At 65.2% G+C, this 17,177-nt stretch carries 20 protein-coding genes and 1 tRNA gene; 9 read left to right on the top strand and 12 right to left on the bottom strand.

What is annotated here, in order from left to right; translation table 11 throughout:
• Positions 1-73: 73 nt before the first annotated feature.
• The gene (locus ABEJ63_RS09520; RefSeq protein ID WP_375796130.1) at positions 74-1,282 is read left to right on the top strand and encodes an AI-2E family transporter; all 1,209 of its coding nucleotides are present in this window, start codon (positions 74-76) and stop codon (positions 1,280-1,282) included.
• On the opposite strand, the gene ABEJ63_RS09515 is transcribed toward ABEJ63_RS09520, so the two are convergent.
• From ABEJ63_RS09515 to ABEJ63_RS09495, 5 genes are all read right to left on the bottom strand, one after another.
• Complete coding sequence (locus tag ABEJ63_RS09515; RefSeq protein WP_375796129.1) at positions 1,273-1,521, bottom strand: hypothetical protein; 249 nt, start codon at positions 1,519-1,521, stop codon at positions 1,273-1,275. The genes ABEJ63_RS09520 and ABEJ63_RS09515 overlap by 10 nt on opposite strands.
• A 1-nt stretch (position 1,522) precedes the next feature.
• Entirely contained in the window at positions 1,523-1,801 is a 279-nt protein-coding gene (locus ABEJ63_RS09510; RefSeq protein WP_375796128.1) for a PadR family transcriptional regulator, read from the bottom strand.
• Positions 1,802-2,146: 345 nt separating this feature from the next.
• The gene (locus tag ABEJ63_RS09505) at positions 2,147-2,293 is read right to left on the bottom strand and encodes a hypothetical protein (protein WP_375796127.1); all 147 of its coding nucleotides are present in this window, start codon (positions 2,291-2,293) and stop codon (positions 2,147-2,149) included.
• 47 nt (positions 2,294-2,340) lie between these two features.
• Positions 2,341-3,252, bottom strand: a complete 912-nt coding sequence (locus ABEJ63_RS09500; RefSeq protein ID WP_375796126.1) for a DUF1028 domain-containing protein — start codon at positions 3,250-3,252, stop codon at positions 2,341-2,343.
• 25 nt (positions 3,253-3,277) lie between these two features.
• Positions 3,278-3,643 (bottom strand): hypothetical protein, encoded by a 366-nt coding sequence (locus tag ABEJ63_RS09495; protein ID WP_375796125.1) that lies wholly within the window; start codon positions 3,641-3,643, stop codon positions 3,278-3,280.
• 211 nt (positions 3,644-3,854) lie between these two features.
• On the opposite strand from ABEJ63_RS09495, the gene ABEJ63_RS09490 reads away from it, so the two are divergent.
• Positions 3,855-4,568 carry a TFIIB-type zinc ribbon-containing protein gene (locus ABEJ63_RS09490; RefSeq protein WP_375796124.1) on the top strand — a complete coding sequence of 238 codons (714 nt, stop codon included), beginning with the start codon at positions 3,855-3,857 and terminating at the stop codon, positions 4,566-4,568.
• A 93-nt stretch (positions 4,569-4,661) separates the two neighbouring features.
• On the opposite strand, the gene ABEJ63_RS09485 is transcribed toward ABEJ63_RS09490, so the two are convergent.
• Both ABEJ63_RS09485 and ABEJ63_RS09480 read right to left on the bottom strand, forming a co-directional pair.
• Entirely contained in the window at positions 4,662-5,156 is a 495-nt protein-coding gene (locus tag ABEJ63_RS09485) for an NUDIX domain-containing protein (RefSeq protein ID WP_375796123.1), read from the bottom strand.
• 1 nt (position 5,157) lies between these two features.
• A complete protein-coding gene (locus tag ABEJ63_RS09480; RefSeq protein WP_375796122.1) occupies positions 5,158-6,051 on the bottom strand; it encodes a bifunctional methylenetetrahydrofolate dehydrogenase/methenyltetrahydrofolate cyclohydrolase in 894 nt (297 codons plus the stop codon).
• A gap of 150 nt (positions 6,052-6,201) precedes the next feature.
• Between ABEJ63_RS09480 and ABEJ63_RS09475 the strand changes: the two genes are divergently transcribed.
• The gene (locus ABEJ63_RS09475) at positions 6,202-6,498 is read left to right on the top strand and encodes a hypothetical protein (RefSeq protein ID WP_375796121.1); all 297 of its coding nucleotides are present in this window, start codon (positions 6,202-6,204) and stop codon (positions 6,496-6,498) included.
• 6 nt (positions 6,499-6,504) lie between these two features.
• On the opposite strand, the gene glyA is transcribed toward ABEJ63_RS09475, so the two are convergent.
• Positions 6,505-7,779: a serine hydroxymethyltransferase gene (gene glyA / locus ABEJ63_RS09470; RefSeq protein ID WP_375796120.1), complete on the bottom strand. Its 1,275-nt coding sequence runs from the start codon at positions 7,777-7,779 to the stop codon at positions 6,505-6,507.
• Positions 7,780-7,873: 94 nt separating this feature from the next.
• Here glyA and ABEJ63_RS09465 point away from each other — a divergent pair, with 94 nt between their 5' ends.
• The 3 genes from ABEJ63_RS09465 to ABEJ63_RS09455 all read left to right on the top strand — a co-directional run bounded on the left by ABEJ63_RS09465 (position 7,874) and on the right by ABEJ63_RS09455 (position 12,482).
• Positions 7,874-9,808: a hypothetical protein gene (locus tag ABEJ63_RS09465; protein ID WP_375796119.1), complete on the top strand. Its 1,935-nt coding sequence runs from the start codon at positions 7,874-7,876 to the stop codon at positions 9,806-9,808.
• A 104-nt stretch (positions 9,809-9,912) separates the two neighbouring features.
• A complete protein-coding gene (gene tbsP, locus ABEJ63_RS09460; RefSeq protein ID WP_375796118.1) occupies positions 9,913-10,734 on the top strand; it encodes a transcriptional regulator TbsP in 822 nt (273 codons plus the stop codon).
• A 32-nt stretch (positions 10,735-10,766) separates the two neighbouring features.
• Entirely contained in the window at positions 10,767-12,482 is a 1,716-nt protein-coding gene (locus tag ABEJ63_RS09455) for a YcaO-like family protein (RefSeq protein WP_375796117.1), read from the top strand.
• On the opposite strand, the gene ABEJ63_RS09450 is transcribed toward ABEJ63_RS09455, so the two are convergent.
• Positions 12,483-13,658 (bottom strand): DUF63 family protein, encoded by a 1,176-nt coding sequence (locus tag ABEJ63_RS09450; RefSeq protein ID WP_375796116.1) that lies wholly within the window; start codon positions 13,656-13,658, stop codon positions 12,483-12,485.
• Between the two features lie 72 nt (positions 13,659-13,730).
• Positions 13,731-14,561 (bottom strand): inositol monophosphatase family protein, encoded by an 831-nt coding sequence (locus tag ABEJ63_RS09445; protein ID WP_375796115.1) that lies wholly within the window; start codon positions 14,559-14,561, stop codon positions 13,731-13,733.
• 87 nt (positions 14,562-14,648) lie between these two features.
• On the opposite strand from ABEJ63_RS09445, the gene ABEJ63_RS09440 reads away from it, so the two are divergent.
• Positions 14,649-15,086: a hypothetical protein gene (locus ABEJ63_RS09440; RefSeq protein WP_375796114.1), complete on the top strand. Its 438-nt coding sequence runs from the start codon at positions 14,649-14,651 to the stop codon at positions 15,084-15,086.
• A 62-nt stretch (positions 15,087-15,148) separates the two neighbouring features.
• Here ABEJ63_RS09440 and ABEJ63_RS09435 read toward each other — a convergent pair.
• A tRNA-Leu gene (locus ABEJ63_RS09435) sits at positions 15,149-15,232 on the bottom strand.
• An 82-nt stretch (positions 15,233-15,314) separates the two neighbouring features.
• Between ABEJ63_RS09435 and ABEJ63_RS09430 the strand changes: the two genes are divergently transcribed.
• Both ABEJ63_RS09430 and ABEJ63_RS09425 read left to right on the top strand, forming a co-directional pair.
• Positions 15,315-15,800 (top strand): DUF309 domain-containing protein, encoded by a 486-nt coding sequence (locus ABEJ63_RS09430; RefSeq protein ID WP_375796113.1) that lies wholly within the window; start codon positions 15,315-15,317, stop codon positions 15,798-15,800.
• Positions 15,801-15,839: 39 nt separating this feature from the next.
• Positions 15,840-16,547, top strand: a complete 708-nt coding sequence (locus ABEJ63_RS09425) for an MBL fold metallo-hydrolase (RefSeq protein WP_375796112.1) — start codon at positions 15,840-15,842, stop codon at positions 16,545-16,547.
• Here the strand turns inward: ABEJ63_RS09425 and ABEJ63_RS09420 are convergent, their stop codons facing one another.
• On the bottom strand, positions 16,548-17,153 hold the full coding sequence (locus tag ABEJ63_RS09420; RefSeq protein ID WP_375796111.1) for an MBL fold metallo-hydrolase: 606 nt from the start codon (positions 17,151-17,153) through the stop codon (positions 16,548-16,550).
• Positions 17,154-17,177 lie beyond the last annotated feature (24 nt).

Genomic DNA, 17,177 nt, shown 5'->3' with positions numbered 1-17,177 from the left:
ACACAATAGAACTATATAATACGAGCGGGCAGCCCGCGGCTGGCTTTAAGAGCAGCCCGGCGTATCGGGGGACATGGACACTAGAGCAGGCGGGCACGGACGGACGGCTTGGTGGGGCCTGGCCGCCGTGCTCGCCGGCATACTCGTCTTTGTCACCTATTCGTTCGTTGGGACGCTCGTCGTTGGTCTCTTCCTTTATTATGCCAGCCGGCCCGTGTTCCGCCGGCTGGCCAGACACACGCGTTCGCGGTCGTTAGCCGCGGCTCTGTCCCTGCTCGTGCTCGTGTTGCCGTTGTTGTTGCTTGTCGGCTACGCGGCTGTCGTCGGTCTCCGAGAGCTTGACCGCGTCTCTCGGCAGCTGGGGACTGTCGACCTCGGGCCATTCGAGCGGTCGCTGGAGCCATATCTTAACGCCACGGCCACGCTCAATGGGACGACACCGGAGGCACTTCTAAGCGATCCGAACCTCGTCGCCACGCTCCGAGAGCTGCTGACGACGGGCCTCGGCTACGCCGGGTTTGTCGGGACCGGCCTGCTCCATCTATTCGTGATGCTTACGGTCGCTTTCTACCTTCTGCGAGACGGTCCGCGGCTTGGCCGCTGGAGTATGGGACGATTTGCTGACGATGCGGGCGTTCTCGACAGATACGCACGTGCGGTTGACCGCGACCTCTACAAGGTGTTCTCAGGCAACATCTTCAACGCGGTAGTCACGGCCGGCATTGGCGCTATTCTCTATACGCTGTTGAACCTCCTCACTATCGCTGGGCCAGACATCCCCTACCCCGCGCTTGTCGGTCTGCTCGCGGGCGCGGCGTCACTCATCCCCGTTGTTGGGATGAAGCTCGTCTATGTCCCTGTGTCTGTGTATCTGTTTAGCGTCGCCTACACCAGCCCCAACCCTGCCTACGCACTCCCAATCACGTTTCTGGTCGTCTCCTTCGTTATCATGGACACGATTCCCGACCTTATGCTCCGTCCATATGTCGCTGGTCGGTCGCTTCATATCGGGCTGGTGATGTTTGCGTACATCTTCGGCCCGCTGCTGTTCGGCTGGTACGGACTGTTCCTCGGTCCGTTACTCCTCGTCGTAGTGGTCCAGTTTGCGCGGTTGGTACTGCCGGAACTCATCGCCGGAACAGAACTTCGCCCGTTCGCCGTCGACCCGGCGGCGATGGGTGACCCACCTGCGGAGCCAGTTGAGCAACATGTCGAGGGATCTGTGGAGACGGTTGCAGGTGGCGACGAATCGACCACGGAGATTCCCTCGTCCTACCGCTGAGTCTTCAGGGGAGTCCCGTCATGAGGACAGTAGTCGTACTCTGCCTGTGTCTGGAAGCCACACTGCGGACACTCCCGAATCTTCGGTACCTGCTTTCCATCTCGGAAACCGCGGAACAGGAGAGGAACAAATGGGACGACGAGGAAGATAAACAACGACCCGGTATAGTAGTAGACAGCCCCGGAGATAACAAGAGAAACGATAAGCCCGACGACAGCAGTCGCGAGCCGACTCCGCATCTCACTCCGCGTCGATGTACTGGTTCTCCCACTCGCGGCGCGCTTCTATCTCACGGCGACCGCGGCGGGTCAGCGTATAGAAATTCGTCCGCCGATCACGCTCACCCTTGTCAACGAGTCCCTTGTCCACAAGAGTGTCGAGATTGGGGTAGAGTCGCCCGTGGTGGATTTCCTTCTCGTAGTATTCCTCTAATTCTTCTTTAATTGCCAACCCGTGGGGTTCGTCTCGGCCCGCGATGACGTACATCAGGTCGCGCTGGAACCCGGTGAGATCGTACATGTATTATACCATTCGACGTTATCGCGAATAAATATATCGGACCCGTTACACACTGACTGGCCCGTCCAACAGCCGTCTCGGGGCCACCGACTGGGGTCCACGGGAGCAGGCGATGCTCGCAAGTAGTTCCTATCACGCAGTTAACAGTAGCGTAGCTATCCAGTTATGCGCAGTAGTTCTCTGAAACGAGTGGAAAGCGCTCGGGCCGAAGAAAACTCGGCCGAGCGCTCGCCGCCCTGAATTGGTCCCCGCTGACGCTTCGGCCCTCCAAAGCGAAGCGTCACCCGATGCCACGTGACTGATAATCATAAACCTACCGCCAGAGGTAGCGATTGACGCCGCGAGTCAGATATATTCCTCCTCGAGGACCCAGCCGAGCGCGCGCTTATAGTAGGTGAACATCTGGCGGACTCCCTCGTGGTTCATTTCTTCACTGTCGAGCTGCTCTTGCAGAAACTCGTATTGCTCGCGAATTTCGGCCTCGTCGCGCATATTCCCCGTTCGGCCGGCGGTCGGAAAAACCTCCCCAAGGGTCCTCATCAACGCCGGTCGAGCCGCGAGAGTCCGTGCCAGACGGCGTCGACAAGCCGCGACTCACCTGTCCCCTCGGCGTCGTCCCAGCCGCGGACGAGCGCGTCCTCAAGCACCGAGAGCGAATGATTCTCGAAGTTGTTCATCCCGCGGAATGCTTCGAGGGCCTCGCGTTCTGCCTCCCCGAACGTCTCGCTCGAGGCCCCTTCGTAGAAGTCGAGAGTTGCAAGCGTCTCCGTCACCGCCTCGGCGGTCGGTCCGGACAGTTCGCGGGTCTCCGCTGGCGGCTCTCGCTCAAGCAACGTCACGTCATAGAGTTTGAAGACACGCTCCAGTTCGGCGATAGGCGACTCATGGTCGTCGACTCGGACATCGATCCAGCGGTCGTTACCGCCGTCGTAGCCGCCCTCTGGTTTGGCAACGTACAACGCGGCCGATTGTTCGCCGCGAGAGTCGCCCCCAGCCTCGTTGCCGGCGTGTAGCGCTGCAAGCAGCCGCTCAGGAAGACCACCCTCAGTCGCCTCGTAGGCGTCCGCCATCGCTGATAGTGTCGCCTCATTTTCAAGAATGTTCCCTTGGACGGTGTATGTTTCCCCCTGCAGGTCGCCGGCAACATCGAAACACTCCGCACCAGTGTGGGCCGCGATAGAGCCATCTCTGCCGACAATCCCCACCTGTCGAGAAGCCGCCTCGGGGTCCCCGTTTGTTAGCGTGTCCACAACCGCCTGTGCGTCGTAGCCACGGCGCAACAATTCGAGCCCCTCTGGCCCGTACTCGACATTGGCGAACGACTGAGTTGCGACGGCGCCGGCGTCGGCCGAAACGAATGGTACGACTGAGCCAACGCTCACGAATTTTGACTGGACGGCCACGCCAAGGGCACGCTGATTCGGGTCGCGCGCAACAATGGAGAACGTCATGCGGGCGGTGCGGCCCGCGAGCCGCTTAGAGCTTCCGCACCGTCAACGGCTGCCGTCTGGTCAACTCACAGTCGAAGGCTGGATGCTCAACGAAGTGGCGTAACACTAGGTGCCGGCGACCGTCGGTCAATCCCGGCTCGGCGATATCCTCGGCGGTGAACTGCGCCGGCAACCGCTCATAAAGCTGGGCCAGCGCCGCGAACGACTCGAACACCTTCCGGTTGCCAGCCGACTCGGCGCCGCGACGAGCAACCACGTATTTGCCATCAGCACGCCGCTCGCCGCTCGTATACACGTACTCGCGGGTACCGGTCAGGGCGTCGCCCAGTTGCTCGCGCAGTGCCGCCGCCGTTTCCTCGTCAAGTGGGTGTGTTGACCCGTCGACACACAAGAACAGTTCCCCTCCGTCGCGGGTGACGGTGACTTCACCGTCGAATTTCTCGGCCAGCCGCCTCGCGGCGACTTACTCTATCCTCGTGGGCTGTCGGAGCGTCCGACATATGCCCATGTGACCACCGGAGTAACTTAAACTCCTACGGTCAGGCAGACGAGACTGCGAGCGAACCCCGACGGTTTTGGCCGCTCGAACCCCACTGACCGCTATGAAAGTCCGCGGCACCCGCGAATGTCAGTCCTGCGGCGAGCGGTGGTCCTACTACGACACCGGCAGCGTCGAGTGTCCTGCCTGCGGGAGCCTGCGCAGCGTCGGCGTTGACGACGAGCGCAAGCTCCACACCGCTACGGATGCGCGGCTCGATCTCACCGAAGTTCGGGAGGCTGTGGATGAGCGCCCGCTACGCGAGGTTGCAGAGCGGGCCGTTGAGGTCACGCGATCGTTCACGCGAGGCCACGGCTTCATCGACGGGGGCCGGCTCCAGCCGCTCTCTGACACCTACCTCGCGGCGGCGGAGCTCCGGAGCGTCGCAGACGCCGTCGGCCGGGCGACCCGCGTTGATGACGAAGAGGAGTACTACTTCCTCTCGCTGCTGCGCGGAGCCGACGACGGTAATCGGCCGAATCCTGCCGCCGTTCCTGAGTCGCTGCGCGATTCGCGCGGGCTCGCCTATGCGACGGCCGTCGAGTCGTACCGTGACGAACTGCGAACGTACCTCGAGGAATACCCAGATACTGCGGCCGCCGATACGCTCGGTCGCCTCCGAGGCCACGTCAAGCGGGCGCGCGCGCTGGATGGCGATGTCCCGCTGGAGGAGTCGGAGTCACTCGTCGCAGTGGCCCGTGAGGTCGGTCGCTATCTCGTTGACGGCGACGAGACGGCGCTCGCCCGGGCAGCGGAGCGACTCGACGGGCTGGAGTGAGGACAAGCAACTGCACCCCTCTGACGCCGAACGGTCACAGGCCTGGCCTCCCTGGTCCTCGGTGAGGCGTCAAGATTCACCAGTCCGTGACATTCATCCATCTGACTCTTCACGTAGACTCACGACGAGGTCGCGGTCGAACGTCTCCATCGGCAACTCTTCGTGCCAGGCAGCGGAACTGATACCCTCGCCGTCGAGTCCAGGATCCGAACTCGTAGTCGTTCCCATCGGCTCGCCTCGAAACGTGGCGAATCGGAGCTTGAACTCGCGGCCGTCGGCGGCGTTGACGAACGTTCGCTCTGTCACGGCGAGCAGATCGGTGACTGTGACGTCGACCCCCGTCTCTTCGTGTACCTCGCGTGTCGCGCCCTCGCGAGGCCGCTCGCCCGCCTCAAGCATCCCGCCTGGGAGGAACCATCGCCCACCCTCGCGGACAAGCAGCACAGCGCCGGCCTCCTCGACGAGTGCGCCGACGCCCCACCCACGCTCGCTCCGTGCTCGCGTCGATGTCCACTGCTCGCCCGGGAGTCTGGTCCGCCGGGATACGCGGCGAGCGGGCGGCTCGTCGAAGAGGTCCTCCGGGGACACGTCAGGGTAGCTCGACGTTGACGCCGGTCTGCTCGCCGGCGGCTTTCACCGTGTTCCACAGCAGCATCGCGCGCGTCATCGGGCCAACACCGCCCGGTACGGGGGTTATTTTGCCGGCGACTTCTCGAGCACTGGCCTGCTCAACGTCGCCGACGAGTTCATATCCTTTCTCCGTGTCTGCGTCTACGCGGTTAATCCCGACGTCGACCACCGTCGCGCCCTCTTTCAGCATCGTTCCGTCTATCATCTCGGGGACGCCCGCGGCGGCCACGACGATGTCGGCTCGGCGGGTGTGGGCCGCAAGGTCCTCGGTCCGGGAGTGACAGACTGTCGTCGTCGCGTTCCCGACTGCCGACTTCTGTATCAGTAGATTCGCCATCGGTTTACCGACGATATCGGAGCGACCGACCACTACGGCCTCGGCTCCCTCCGTCTCTACGTCGTAGGCGGCCAGCAGCTTCTGGATGCCGTGAGGCGTACAGGGCTTGAACCGGGCGTCACCGGCCACTAGCCGGCCGACATTTTCGGGGTGGAACCCGTCGACATCCTTCCTCGGGGCGACGGTCCGGAGCACTCGCCGGGTGTCGACATGGTCGACGACCGGCATCTGAACGAGGATGCCGTGGACTGTCTCGTCCTCGTTCAACTCCTCGACCGTCTCGTACAGCTGCTCGGCGGGCGCATCTGGCGACAACTCAACGTGGATGCCGTCGATGCCAACCTCCTCGCAATCCTGCTGCTTCATTGACACGTATGTCTCGCTCGCGGGGTCGTCGCTCATTAGCACCGTCGCCAGGCCGGGAGTGACACCCTCCTCAGCAAGGGTCGCGATGGCATCGCTTAGACCGTCGCGTATCTCGCTCGCGACCGCCTCCCCGTCGATGATCTCTGTCACGTTCGGGCGTCGGCGTCCCCTGTTCTTGAAACTAGCGCATCCGTGACTACCGACGCCGATTAGCTGGGAGATATATACACGTGTATGTATCCATGACCGACGAACGTGTTCGGCCAAACCGCGACAGGGTTGCCACCCAATTTTGCCGACGTGAACGCAACACGGAAACTCGCGGTCGCAGCTGTCGCCGGGGTTCTCCTGACAGGTGTCTGGGCTGTCGCTGGCGGCGTCGTCGGTTACGGGACCCACGTGCTCGCGACGTTGTTCGCGCTGGCAGCCCCCGCGGTTGCCTTCGCCCGGCGCACCTGGCTAGCACTCGGCGCGCTTGTGTGGGTGTCGTCGTTTGCCGGCCTCGCGTGGACGCTCGGGCTGCCGGGTGGCGCCTTCGGTCACGTTGTGACCGGGCTGGCGTGGTGTGGCGCCACCGCGTGGCTCGCCCTTGAGTAACGAAGACTACTCGTACAGCGGGTGGTCGTCAGTCAGTCCGTCGACCGTCTCTGCGGCTGCAGCCCTCACGTCTGCGTCGTCGGGAGCCTCGACTACGTCGGCGATGAGGTCTGCGACCCGCTCCATCTCGGCCTCTCTGAAGCCGCGGGTGGTGAGGGCGGGGGTTCCGGCACGGATGCCCGAGGGGTTGAACGGCGAGCGGGTCTCGCCGGGCACCGTGTTCGCGTTCAGGACGAGACCGGCCTCCTCGAGTGCAGCCTCTACCTCCTTGCCGGTCGTGTCCGGGTGCGAGGGCCGGAGGTCAACCAGGACGAGGTGTGTATCCGTCCCGCCAGACACCACCTCGAGCCCACGCTCCTGCAGGCGGTCGGCAAGTACCTGTGCGTTCGTGACAACCTGCTCGGCGTAGTCTTCAAACGCTGGCGCCAAGGCTTCCTTGAATCCGACAGCCTTCCCCGCAACATTGTGCATCAGCGGCCCGCCCTGCGCACCTGGGAACACTGCAGCATCGATGTCGTCAGCATGCTCCTCGTCACACATGATGATGCCGCCGCGACCTGCCCGGATGGTCTTGTGTGTCGATCCGGTGACGAAGTCGGCGACGCCAACGGGCGACTCGTGGACGCCCGCCGCGACGAGTCCCGTGATGTGGGCGATGTCCGCAAGGTGGTACGCGTCGACTGCCTCCGCGGCGGCCTGTACACGCTCGAACTCCACTTCTCGAGGGTACGCCGAGAAGCCAGACACGATCACATCAGGGTTGAACGATTCGGCCGTCTCGCGGAGTCCCTCGTAGTCGAGATACCCCGTCTCTGGGTCGACCTCGTACTGTTCGACCTCGTACGTCTGGCCGGTGAAGTTCGCCGGGTGACCGTGCGACAGGTGACCGCCGTGATTGAGGTCGAGCGAGAGGATGCGGTCACCTGGCTCGAGGATAGCCGTGTAGACGCCCATGTTTGCCTGGGTGCCCGAGTGGGGCTGGACGTTGACGTGTTCTGCACCCCACAGCTCCTTGGCCCGCTCGATCGCCAGCTCCTCGACGGTGTCAGCGTGCTCACACCCAGCGTAATAACGCTCGCCGGGATACCCCTCGGCGTACTTGTTCGTCAGCTCCGAACCCTGCGCCTCAAGCACGGCCTCTGAGACGTGGTTCTCGCTGGCGATCATCGCGAGCGTGTCGCGCTGTCGGCCGAGTTCGTCCTCGAGGGCGTCCGCAACTGCGGGGTCGACCGATCGGACTGTTTCGTAGCCGCTGGGGTCTCTCACGGGCTCTTGACTCATGACTCATTCTTCGGTCCCGGCGTAAAGAAGGTGTCCGTCCCCGGCAATCGGCCCGGCGATGGCTTGATACGCTTTGCGCTCTCGGACAGATGTGATGGTTGAGTGGATAGTCGCCGACGCCAGCCTCCGGGCCGTCGGTCGCGAGGGGGCCGTGACCCTCGCGACGGATGGCTGGACGCCGGGGCCCCCGGCGCATCCGCTCCCGTATCCGGCCGAGACGGGCGTTGCAGGGCGGCTTGCGGAGCTGTACACGGATACCCCTGCGCGGCTCGCCGACGGCCCGACGGCGGGTCACCACCGGCTTGACTCTGGCCCGCACATCCTCGTGGCTGGCGACGCGCCGACGGTCGCCGTCAGGTTCGATGGGCCAGCGCGGGTCTTGCTTGACGGCGGAGCTCGCCTCACGTTCCCAGAGCCATCACCCGTCTCGCTCGGCACCCGCAGTTCCGCCCCCAACCCTGGAACACTCCATGTCCCACCGTCTCCCGCAGGCGTCGCGGCGGCCGTGACCGTTGCCGGCCAGAGGCTGCCGGCAGAGCCAGCCCGGTCGTTCGCTCCTCGACGGCCTCATCCGCCGCTACTCAGGTTCGATGAGGACGCCTCGCTCCCCGATCCGCCCGAGAGCGGACCGGTGTTTGCAGTGCCGGATGACCTCGAGAGCGTGCTTGTGGCGGCGCCGCTGGCCTACTATCTGGGTGCACGCCTCCAGGTAGGCGCAGAGGCACCAGTACTACGGGTGCCGGCGACAGGGTTCGAGCGAGCGTTCAGCCGGCTTCCCGCGCTGGCCGGCGAGACGGCCGCCGCGCTCCGCCGGGTTGTCCATCTCGACCGTGCGGCGCGGTGCGTTCCCGGCGAGTCAGTCAACCGTGCCGCACTGTCAGACCTGGGACTGGACCCCGAAACGGTCGGGGCCATCCCCCCAAGCGTCCGATACGCGACGTTCCTCGACGCCGATGTCGACAGCCTGCCTGACTGGCATCTCGCCGCCTACGTCGACCCGACCTACGAGCGGGCACAAGCGCTGCCGGCGCTGCTCGACCGAATGGCGGTCGTGTATCCTGCCGAAGCGAGTGAGATGGAGCCGCGTGACCTGCTCGCGTCGACGCTTGATGACTTCTACCGCGGCGTCGTTTCCATCACTCCGTTGGCGCCAGAGCTGGGTATCGGTGAGCGGCACGCGTGGCTTGCGACCGGCGAAGTCGTCGACGCCTGTAAGACACCGCAAGCTGGCTATGCACACGCCCGCCGGCGCCGCCCGGCTGGCGACGCCCTCGAGGTAACCGTCGTCTGCAATGATCCGGCGATGGATGCCGAACTGGCTGTTGTCGACGCCTATCGCGAGCGGGCGGCTGTCCCGGTCGACCTCACTATCCACGAGTCACTCTCGACCGATCGGCTCGCCGCGGCGCTCGAACGCCCCCAAGACTTCTTCCACTATATCGGCCACTGCGAGGCTGATGGGCTGGCATGTCCGGACGGCTTCCTCTCAGTGGACTCACTCGCGTCCGCCGGGCCACGCACCTTCTTCCTCAACGCCTGTGGTTCGTACCGTGAGGGCGAACAACTCATCGAACGTGGGAGCGTCGCCGGCGCTGTCACCTTGGAGGCCGTCCTCGACAGTCAGGCAGCCGCCGTCGGCACTGCCTTTGGCGGACTCGTTGTCGCAGGATACCGCGTCGACCGGGCACTCGAGGTGGCTCGACGGCGCGTGATGATGGGCCGCGACTACGCGGCTCTTGGTGACGGCTCGGCGACGGTGGCGCCCGCGGCTGACGAGCGGGCCGTCCTCACTGCCGACTCAACGTCCGACGGCTTCGACGTCCGCTACGACCCAGCGCCAGGCCCGGCCGACCACTACGGAGACCCGTTCGGCGACGGGGTGCGGCTCCGTGGCGAGACGGCCTGTGCCCACCTCTCGCCGAGCGAGTTTGCCGACCTGCTTGCGGGACGGACGCTCCCGGTCGTGCTCGATGGGGAGTTCCAGTGGGCAGGCCCGCTCGCCGAGCGACTCCGAACCGACGACTGCTGAGTGCTTGCCGAGAACTCCAGCACGACGTTCTCTCCAGGCTTATGCGTCCGAGTCCAACGACGTAGAACACTAATATTATCCCGCTCGGCGGCTTACTGACGACGATGACCTTCGATACGAACCGGTATGAGTCCTCTGTCGGCGACGTGCTCAGGGCCGGGCTCGAAGCTGCCGCCGATGAACTGTACGTAGTGAACCCAGATCTGGATACGCTCGAGCAACTCCTCGATGTCCTCGACACGGACCCAGGCCCGACGGTGAAGCTACTCGCAGCCGAATCCGTACTGAAGGCGATGAGCCGCGACTTCAAGCTAGCGAGCGTGGCTGCCGACCTCCGGGATGCTGACCGGCTCGTACTCCACATCTACGAGGGCACCGACAACACGCTACTGGTCGACGAGACGTCGGCTGTGGCGGTGATTGCAGCTGGCGGTCGGGTGGCCGGGCTCGTCGCCGACGACGAGGCATTCGTGGAAGGAGCCCACGAAGCCTACGCCGATGCCTTCGAGGGCGGCGAATCATTCGGCCTCCGTACCCCGGGTATTACCGCTGTCCGCGAGACGCTCGCGGACGCGCTCGGCTCGGAGGTGGCTGACGACTTCGACGGCGTGCTTGCGTCGATGGAGACGGCCCGCGGCGACGACGATGATCTTGATGAGGTGACTGTGTCGCTGCTCGTCGCTGCCAAAAACGAGGAGCTACTCTACGACATCTCGAAGTGGGGTGAGGATGTCGGTATCGCGTCGAAGGCAACGTTCTCGCGTACGAAGAGCGAACTTGAGGAGGCTGGGCTGCTCGACACGGAGAAAGTCCCAATCGATGTTGGCCGGCCCCGGCTCAGGCTCAAACTCGCCGATGACCGGCTCCAAGATGCCTCGCCGGCGGAACTCGCTTCCGTCGCCGGCTCGATGCTCGCGAGGAACTGAACGCTTTTCCGCTGGCGCACCCCAGCGCCGGCATGCACGTTGGACTTGTCGGGGGCGGGCCGGCTGCGAACGCCGTCAGAGACGCGACGACCCCCGTCGCGACTTCTGTCACTGCTATTGACGCCGCCGCCGTCGCCAACGTTGATCTCGCCATCGTCGTCGGGCCGACCGGCGACGACGCTTTCGAGACCGCCAACGAGCGTGCCCAGACGAGCGACACCGCCTGGCTCGCGGTCGAGCTCGGTGGTGTCGGTGGCCTCCCGGTCGATATCGAGGCGGCGGTGTCCGGATTCACGGCCGGTCACGGCTGTTTCGAGTGTCTCCGGGCGCGGGTCGCCGCGAGCGCCGATTCTGACACCGGCAGGACGCCTCAGGTTTCGGAGGCCGACGCGCGGTTTGCTGGCGCGCTCGCTGGCCGCGAGGCCGTCCGGCTCATTGATGGAGAGGCGTCAGCGATACTGGGGGGCGTGCTGGAGGTGCCACACGCTCAGCGGCGCTTTCTTCCGGTACCGGGCTGTGAGTGTGCCAGCTCCCGAGACGCAACGCTGCGGCGCACCCATGAGCCCCGCAGCCTTGAGGAGGCACTCGCAGCGGGGGAAGCGGCACTGGACGAGCGGGTCGGCCCCGTACGGCAAGTCGGCGAGGTAGAGTCGTTCCCCACGCCGTACTATCTCGCGGAACTGGCCGACACGGCAGGATTCTCTGACGTACAGGCGAGCCGGAATGCCGCCGGCGTCGCGACCGACTGGGACGCCGCGTTCATGAAGGCACTCGGCGAGGCGCTCGAACGGTACGCCGCGGGCGTCTACCGGGTTGCGTCGTTCGAGCGCGGCCCAGCAGACCTGCCGGCAGTTCCGCCTGCGTCGTTCGTCACTGCCCCGGACTCCGAGGCGTCGGGGCCCGACGACTCGCTCCCCTGGGTACCGGGCGAGCGGCTCGCGACTGCCGAGGCCGTCGAGCTCCCGGCAGAGTTCGTCCACTTTCCGCCGCCCGAGACGCGCTACCGGCCGGCTATCACCACCGGGCTCGGGCTGGGTAACGGCGGTGTCGAGGCACTGCTTGCGGGATTGTACGAGGTACTCGAGCGCGACGCCGCGATGCTGGCGTGGTACTCGACGTTTGAGCCGCTCGGGTTGGCTGTCGACGCCGAACGCTATCGGGAACTCGCTAAACGAGCCCGCTCGGAGTCGCTCAAGGCAACCGCACTGCTGCTCACACAGGATGTCGACGTGCCGGTTGTTGCTGCGTGTGTCCATCGTGACTCAGGCCCGTGGCCACGGTTTGCAGTGGGGATGAGTGCGGACCTCGACCCGTCGGCTGCCGCTGCAGATGCACTGGCAGAAGCGCTCCAGAGCTGGCTCGAACTTCGCGGGATGGGTCGCGAGGAAGCCCGCAGCGAGCCAGGCGCCGTCGACTCGTACGCCGAGTTCCCCCCAGCCGCCCGAGAGTTCGTCGACCCGGCGACGACTGTACCGGCCGCCTCTGTCGGCCCCTCATCGACTCCCGAGGGAGAGACAGAACTAGAGGCTGTTGTTGACCGGGCTGTCGACGCGGGGCTTGAGCCGTGTGCTGCCCGGCTCACAACCCGAGACCTCGAAACGCTCGGGTTCGAGGCGGTCCGGGTCGTGGTCCCGACTGCTCAGCCGCTGTTCACCGACGAGCCGTACTTCGGGCAGCGGGCCGAGGAGGTGCCCCGGGAGTTGGGGTTCGAGCCGCGACTCGACCGCGACCACCACCCGTTCCCGTAGTCAGATTCCGAACGTCACCCGGAGCATATCGCGGGTCCCCGGTCCGAGTCCGACCGCCAGGATAGCGACGAGGAGGAGCACTGCGTAGCGGGGCTCTTCCTCGAAGATGGACTCGTCGAAGACCCAGACGACGAGCGTGGCGGCCACCAGTTTCACGACGAGAAACGTCCAGGACGTGCCAATGATGTTGGAGAGCCACGCGGGCTGGACGGCCTGGGTGGCCTCGATGATGAGACGGTTTGCGGGGTGTTTTGCGCCGTATTGAACGGGGACGCCCAGCGCGCCGGTCCAGTCGGCTGCCAGCACGTTCGCCACCCCGTCGACCGCGTGACCGAAGATGACCACCAGCCCGACCAGCCCGGTGCCGGCGTGGACCTCCGGTTTCACGCGGTTGACCAGCCGGTAGGTGCCAACCGATAGTAGTGCCGCCAGCCCAACAGTGATACCGGTCACCTGCGGGTAGAAGCCAGCCCCGGGGACGGCACCTGCGAGCTGCGTCGGAACGAAGTACAGCAGGAAAGCGACCGATAGTAGTGTGGCCCCCCAGCCAACGGCAAACACCGGACGGTCGTAGCCATCGAACGCGCCCGTCTGTGCGCCCCGAACGGCGACGATGAGCGTCACTAGTGTCACCGCGAAGACGGTGAAGTAGATGATCGGCGAAATGATGAGTGTATTCCACGGGTACGCGAGGATGGCCTCGACACCCCGCGGAACGGCATCGTTGGCATCCTCAACGACTCGGAGGGCACCTCCGAAGAAGCCGAACGGAACCAGCGCATAGAATAGCCGCTTGGAATTGCCCACTGCAAGCCGGTCGAGCAAGTCCAGCAGGCCAATGAGAAAGAACACGAGCGTGACCGCATACCCGATTTCGCTGACAAGCGTGTAGCCCGGTTCGGCAACTACCGTCTCGGCGTCAGCCGCGGCACACGCGCCGTTGGAGTAGAGCAGTTCGGGGCCAGCGGACCGCATCGCCGCGCAGACGGCGTTGTTCGCGTCAGCGTACACCGGTCCCCAGAAATAATGCCAGAGAAAACGATCCCAGACGAGCTCTGGCGCGAGCAGAACACCGGCCGCGAGTGTCGCGACGACGGCCACGAACGCGGCGACCCACGCCTGCCCGCGGCTCCAGGATTGTGGCTGCACCCACGACGACCGGCGTTGCTGTGACACGTCCGACTCGGGGGTCGGGACGGCTTTCAGCGTTCCGATGGCGCGCGTGGCCCATACACGGCCGCCGCCACGTCAGTCCACGTCCTCGACGGCGCGGGCGGCCGCAAGCAACTGATCGTGCGCGCGGCCGTTCGAAGCGACGAGCCCCCGCGCATCATGACGCCAGGGCTCGCCCGCGAGATCAGTGACGGTGCCGCCGGCACGTTCAACCAGCAGTGCGCCGGCGACGGCATCCCACGGGTTTGCGCTGAGGTTGGTGAACGCGCCGTCAAGACTCCCGGCGGCGACCATCGAGAGCGTCGCCTGCGCGCTGCCGACCCGTCGGAGGTCACCGAACCGCTCGACCGTCTCTCTACAGGCGGCTGCGTAGGCGTCCCGGTGGTTGCGGTCCCACCATAGCGTCGGCGCGACCATCATCGCCTCTGGGTCCGACTCCGCGCTGACGGACACCGCCTCGCCGTTGCGGTAAGCCCCCTCGGCATCAGCCGTGTAGACATCTCCTAACTCTGGGAGCACGTTAGCGGCGGCGACCGGCCGACCGTCAACGACGGCCGCGACGCTTGTCGCCCAGACCGGAATCTCTCGCACGAAATTGTTCGTCCCGTCGACTGGGTCGATTATCCACGCCGCGCCCGTCTCGGGCACTTCCTTCAGTTCGTCCTCCTCCTCACCCACGACGGCGTCCTCGGCGTACTCCGTGCGGACCGCGGCGATGACCTGCCGCTGTGCGTCCCGGTCGGCGCGGGTCACGACGTCTGTCTTGCCCGCCTTCGTCTCGACGGCGACACGCCGCCGGAAGAATCCCGACGCGACGGCCCCGCCAGCCCGCGCGGCCCGCTCGGCGAGATCTGCCCGAGCGGCGGTGTCCCCGGCGCCCGACGTGGGCGTGTTCTGTCCGGTCATACCGAACGGGGTCGCTGCCGCCGAAAAGGCGTGTCGCTTCTGCCGGCAAGCCGGAACCCACTCACGTCTTCGGTCGGTACCTCTGGTATGGCCCGCCCGCCACGGCTCCACACGGACGACGATGAGCCGTATGTCGAGGCTGCTGTCGACGGGACTCGCCGCGAGTTCCGGCTCTCCGACCGCGCTGAAACGCTGCTTGCGAAACTCGGCTACGAGCCGGGAGAGTTCGTTCCATTCCTCGTCGTCAAAACGCTCGTGCTCGCAGGTGGCGCGACGCTCCCCGAAACGGCCCCCCTCGACGCAGCGCTGGGGCTCTCCGGGGCTGACGGAGGCCGCGAGCCGACTGCCCAAGCTCGCTACCGGACAGCAGAATACCTGCGTGCGGTCGACGCCGACGCGAGCGCCGCCGAGACGCTACGCGAGCACGTCGAACAGACCGGACTCTCACGGTACGTCAGACCGGATGAGATTACCTCACGGGCCGACCGGGTCGGCGACCTGTCTGACATCGCGCGGGACCTGTAGCTGACGGAGTAATGACGCGGGGGAAGACCGCTCCGAGAGCGACCTTCCAGCACTGTTGCCAGTGCGGGGGACGGGATTTGAACCCGTGGACCTCTACAGGAGCGGATCTTGAGTCCGCCGCCGTTTCCCGGCTTGGCTACCCCCGCACGCGACCGACCTACGACCGGCGTCGTGGAAAACGGTTGCGACACCCGATGGAGTTACGGCCACGCCGCCCCGACTCCCATCGTGGACGAGCACACCACCGACCCAGAGGTGCCCCCACCGGTCAGAGGTGAGCCGACCGGCTGGCGGCCTGACCTGCGTCGGTGGGAGCACGATACGCTTCGACGGGCAACCGTTCACGGTGTCAGACTCTACAACGCCGGCGATTATCACGCTGCCCACGACTGCTTCGAGGACGAGTGGTATAATTACGGCCGTGGGAGCACCGAGTCGAAGTTCTGCCATGGGATGGTGCAGGTGGCCGCCGGCGCGTACAAGCACTATGACTTCGAAGACGACGTCGGTATGACCTCACTGTTTCACACAGCCTTGGACTACCTCGCGGATGTCCCAGACGACTTCTACGGCGTGGACCTCGCGGATGTGCGGGCAACGCTCAAGACAGCCCTCGGGAATCCCACTGCGCTTGACGGCTGGCGAGTCGAACTCGACGGCGACACGCCCGGCGCCGACCGCTGGGACCGCGCCTACGCCGACAATCTCGAGTGACACCGGCGCGTTCATGACACATCGGCCCGTCTCAAACGTATGACACGCCGGCTGGCGACGGGGCTGTGGCTCCTCGAGTCCGGGCTGGTCACCCCGCTCGCTACAAATGCGTACTTAATCGACGCGCGGGAATGTGACGGCCCAAAGTCGGCTGTCACGCTCGTCGACACCGGCCTCCCGGTCAACTATCCCTCGCTCCCGAGTGAACTCGCGGACGCCGGCTACGAGCCTGCTGACATCGATCGGGTGCTGCTCACCCACTACGACATCGACCATGTGGGCGGCCTCCGCGAGCTCGACGGCTTCGACGGTCCCGTCTACCTCGGTGAGCGTGACGCCGCCCTTGCCCGCGGTGACTGGACGCCCACCCTGTTCCATCATAAGGGACTGTTCCACCGGCTGGCGCGTCCGTTTTTCGACTTCAAAGGAGTCGATCTCCGGCCACTCGCGGACGGCGAGCGCATCGGCGACTTTACCGCCCACCATACCCCTGGCCACAATCCAGGCCATGTCGTCTATGCCCACGAGAGGCTGGATACCGTCTTCCTTGGTGACCTTGTCTGGGCGGAGGCCGGCGGGTTTACACCGCCATTCTGGCTCGACTCATACAATATGCGCCGACTCCGTGAGAGCATCCGCAGGCTCGCAGAGGGGCCGCCGTTCGAGCGGGGGCTGGTCGCCCACGGCGACCCGGTATTGACCGGCGCCAGCGAGCGGCTCCGCGAACTGACGGCGACGTTCGCCTGACTACGGAGGGAGGACGTACTGTTCGAGCGTCTCCGAGGCACCCTCCAGCACACTCGAACCGTGGAAGACAAGACCGGCTTCGAACTCGTAGTCGAGGAGCTTCTCAAGCGACCGCTCGGCCTCATTCAGGTCGTCTGTGAACTTCCCGGGTGGGAGGTGAAAGCCGCCGGAGAGCCCGCGTTGATCGGCACCAGACAACGCATCCGCCAGCACCGCGTAACCCTCGTCGGTCGCCACAAGGACATGTTGATGATCGCGGTGACCTGGAACGTGGACGGCCTCGAACGGGCCGACGGTATCGCCCTCGCCGTAGAACACGTCCGCAGTTGGGTGGTCGGCGCCCTCTGGCAGGTACACCGTCGAATCGTGTGCCTCCACGACGGCCTTGATGCCGCCAATATGGTCAGGGTCTGTATGGGTGATGACTACCCGTTCAACGGCGACCCCCACCTCTGTGATGCCCGCGAGCAAGGTGTCAGTCGTCCCCGTGAGTCCGGTGTCGACGAGGGTGCCGTCGTCGGTCAGGTACGCTCGGATACGGCCGGGGTCATCGTCTGTCTCCGTACACGTGATATCGTAAACACCAGCAACCGGTTCGGTGACCATGGTCTCAGTTCACAGCTGGCCTAC

Source organism: Halosegnis sp. (genome assembly GCF_042216475.1).
In the GTDB taxonomy this organism is placed as follows: Archaea; Halobacteriota; Halobacteria; order Halobacteriales; family Haloarculaceae; genus Halosegnis.
This window is presented reverse-complemented; position numbering and strand designations above follow the sequence as displayed.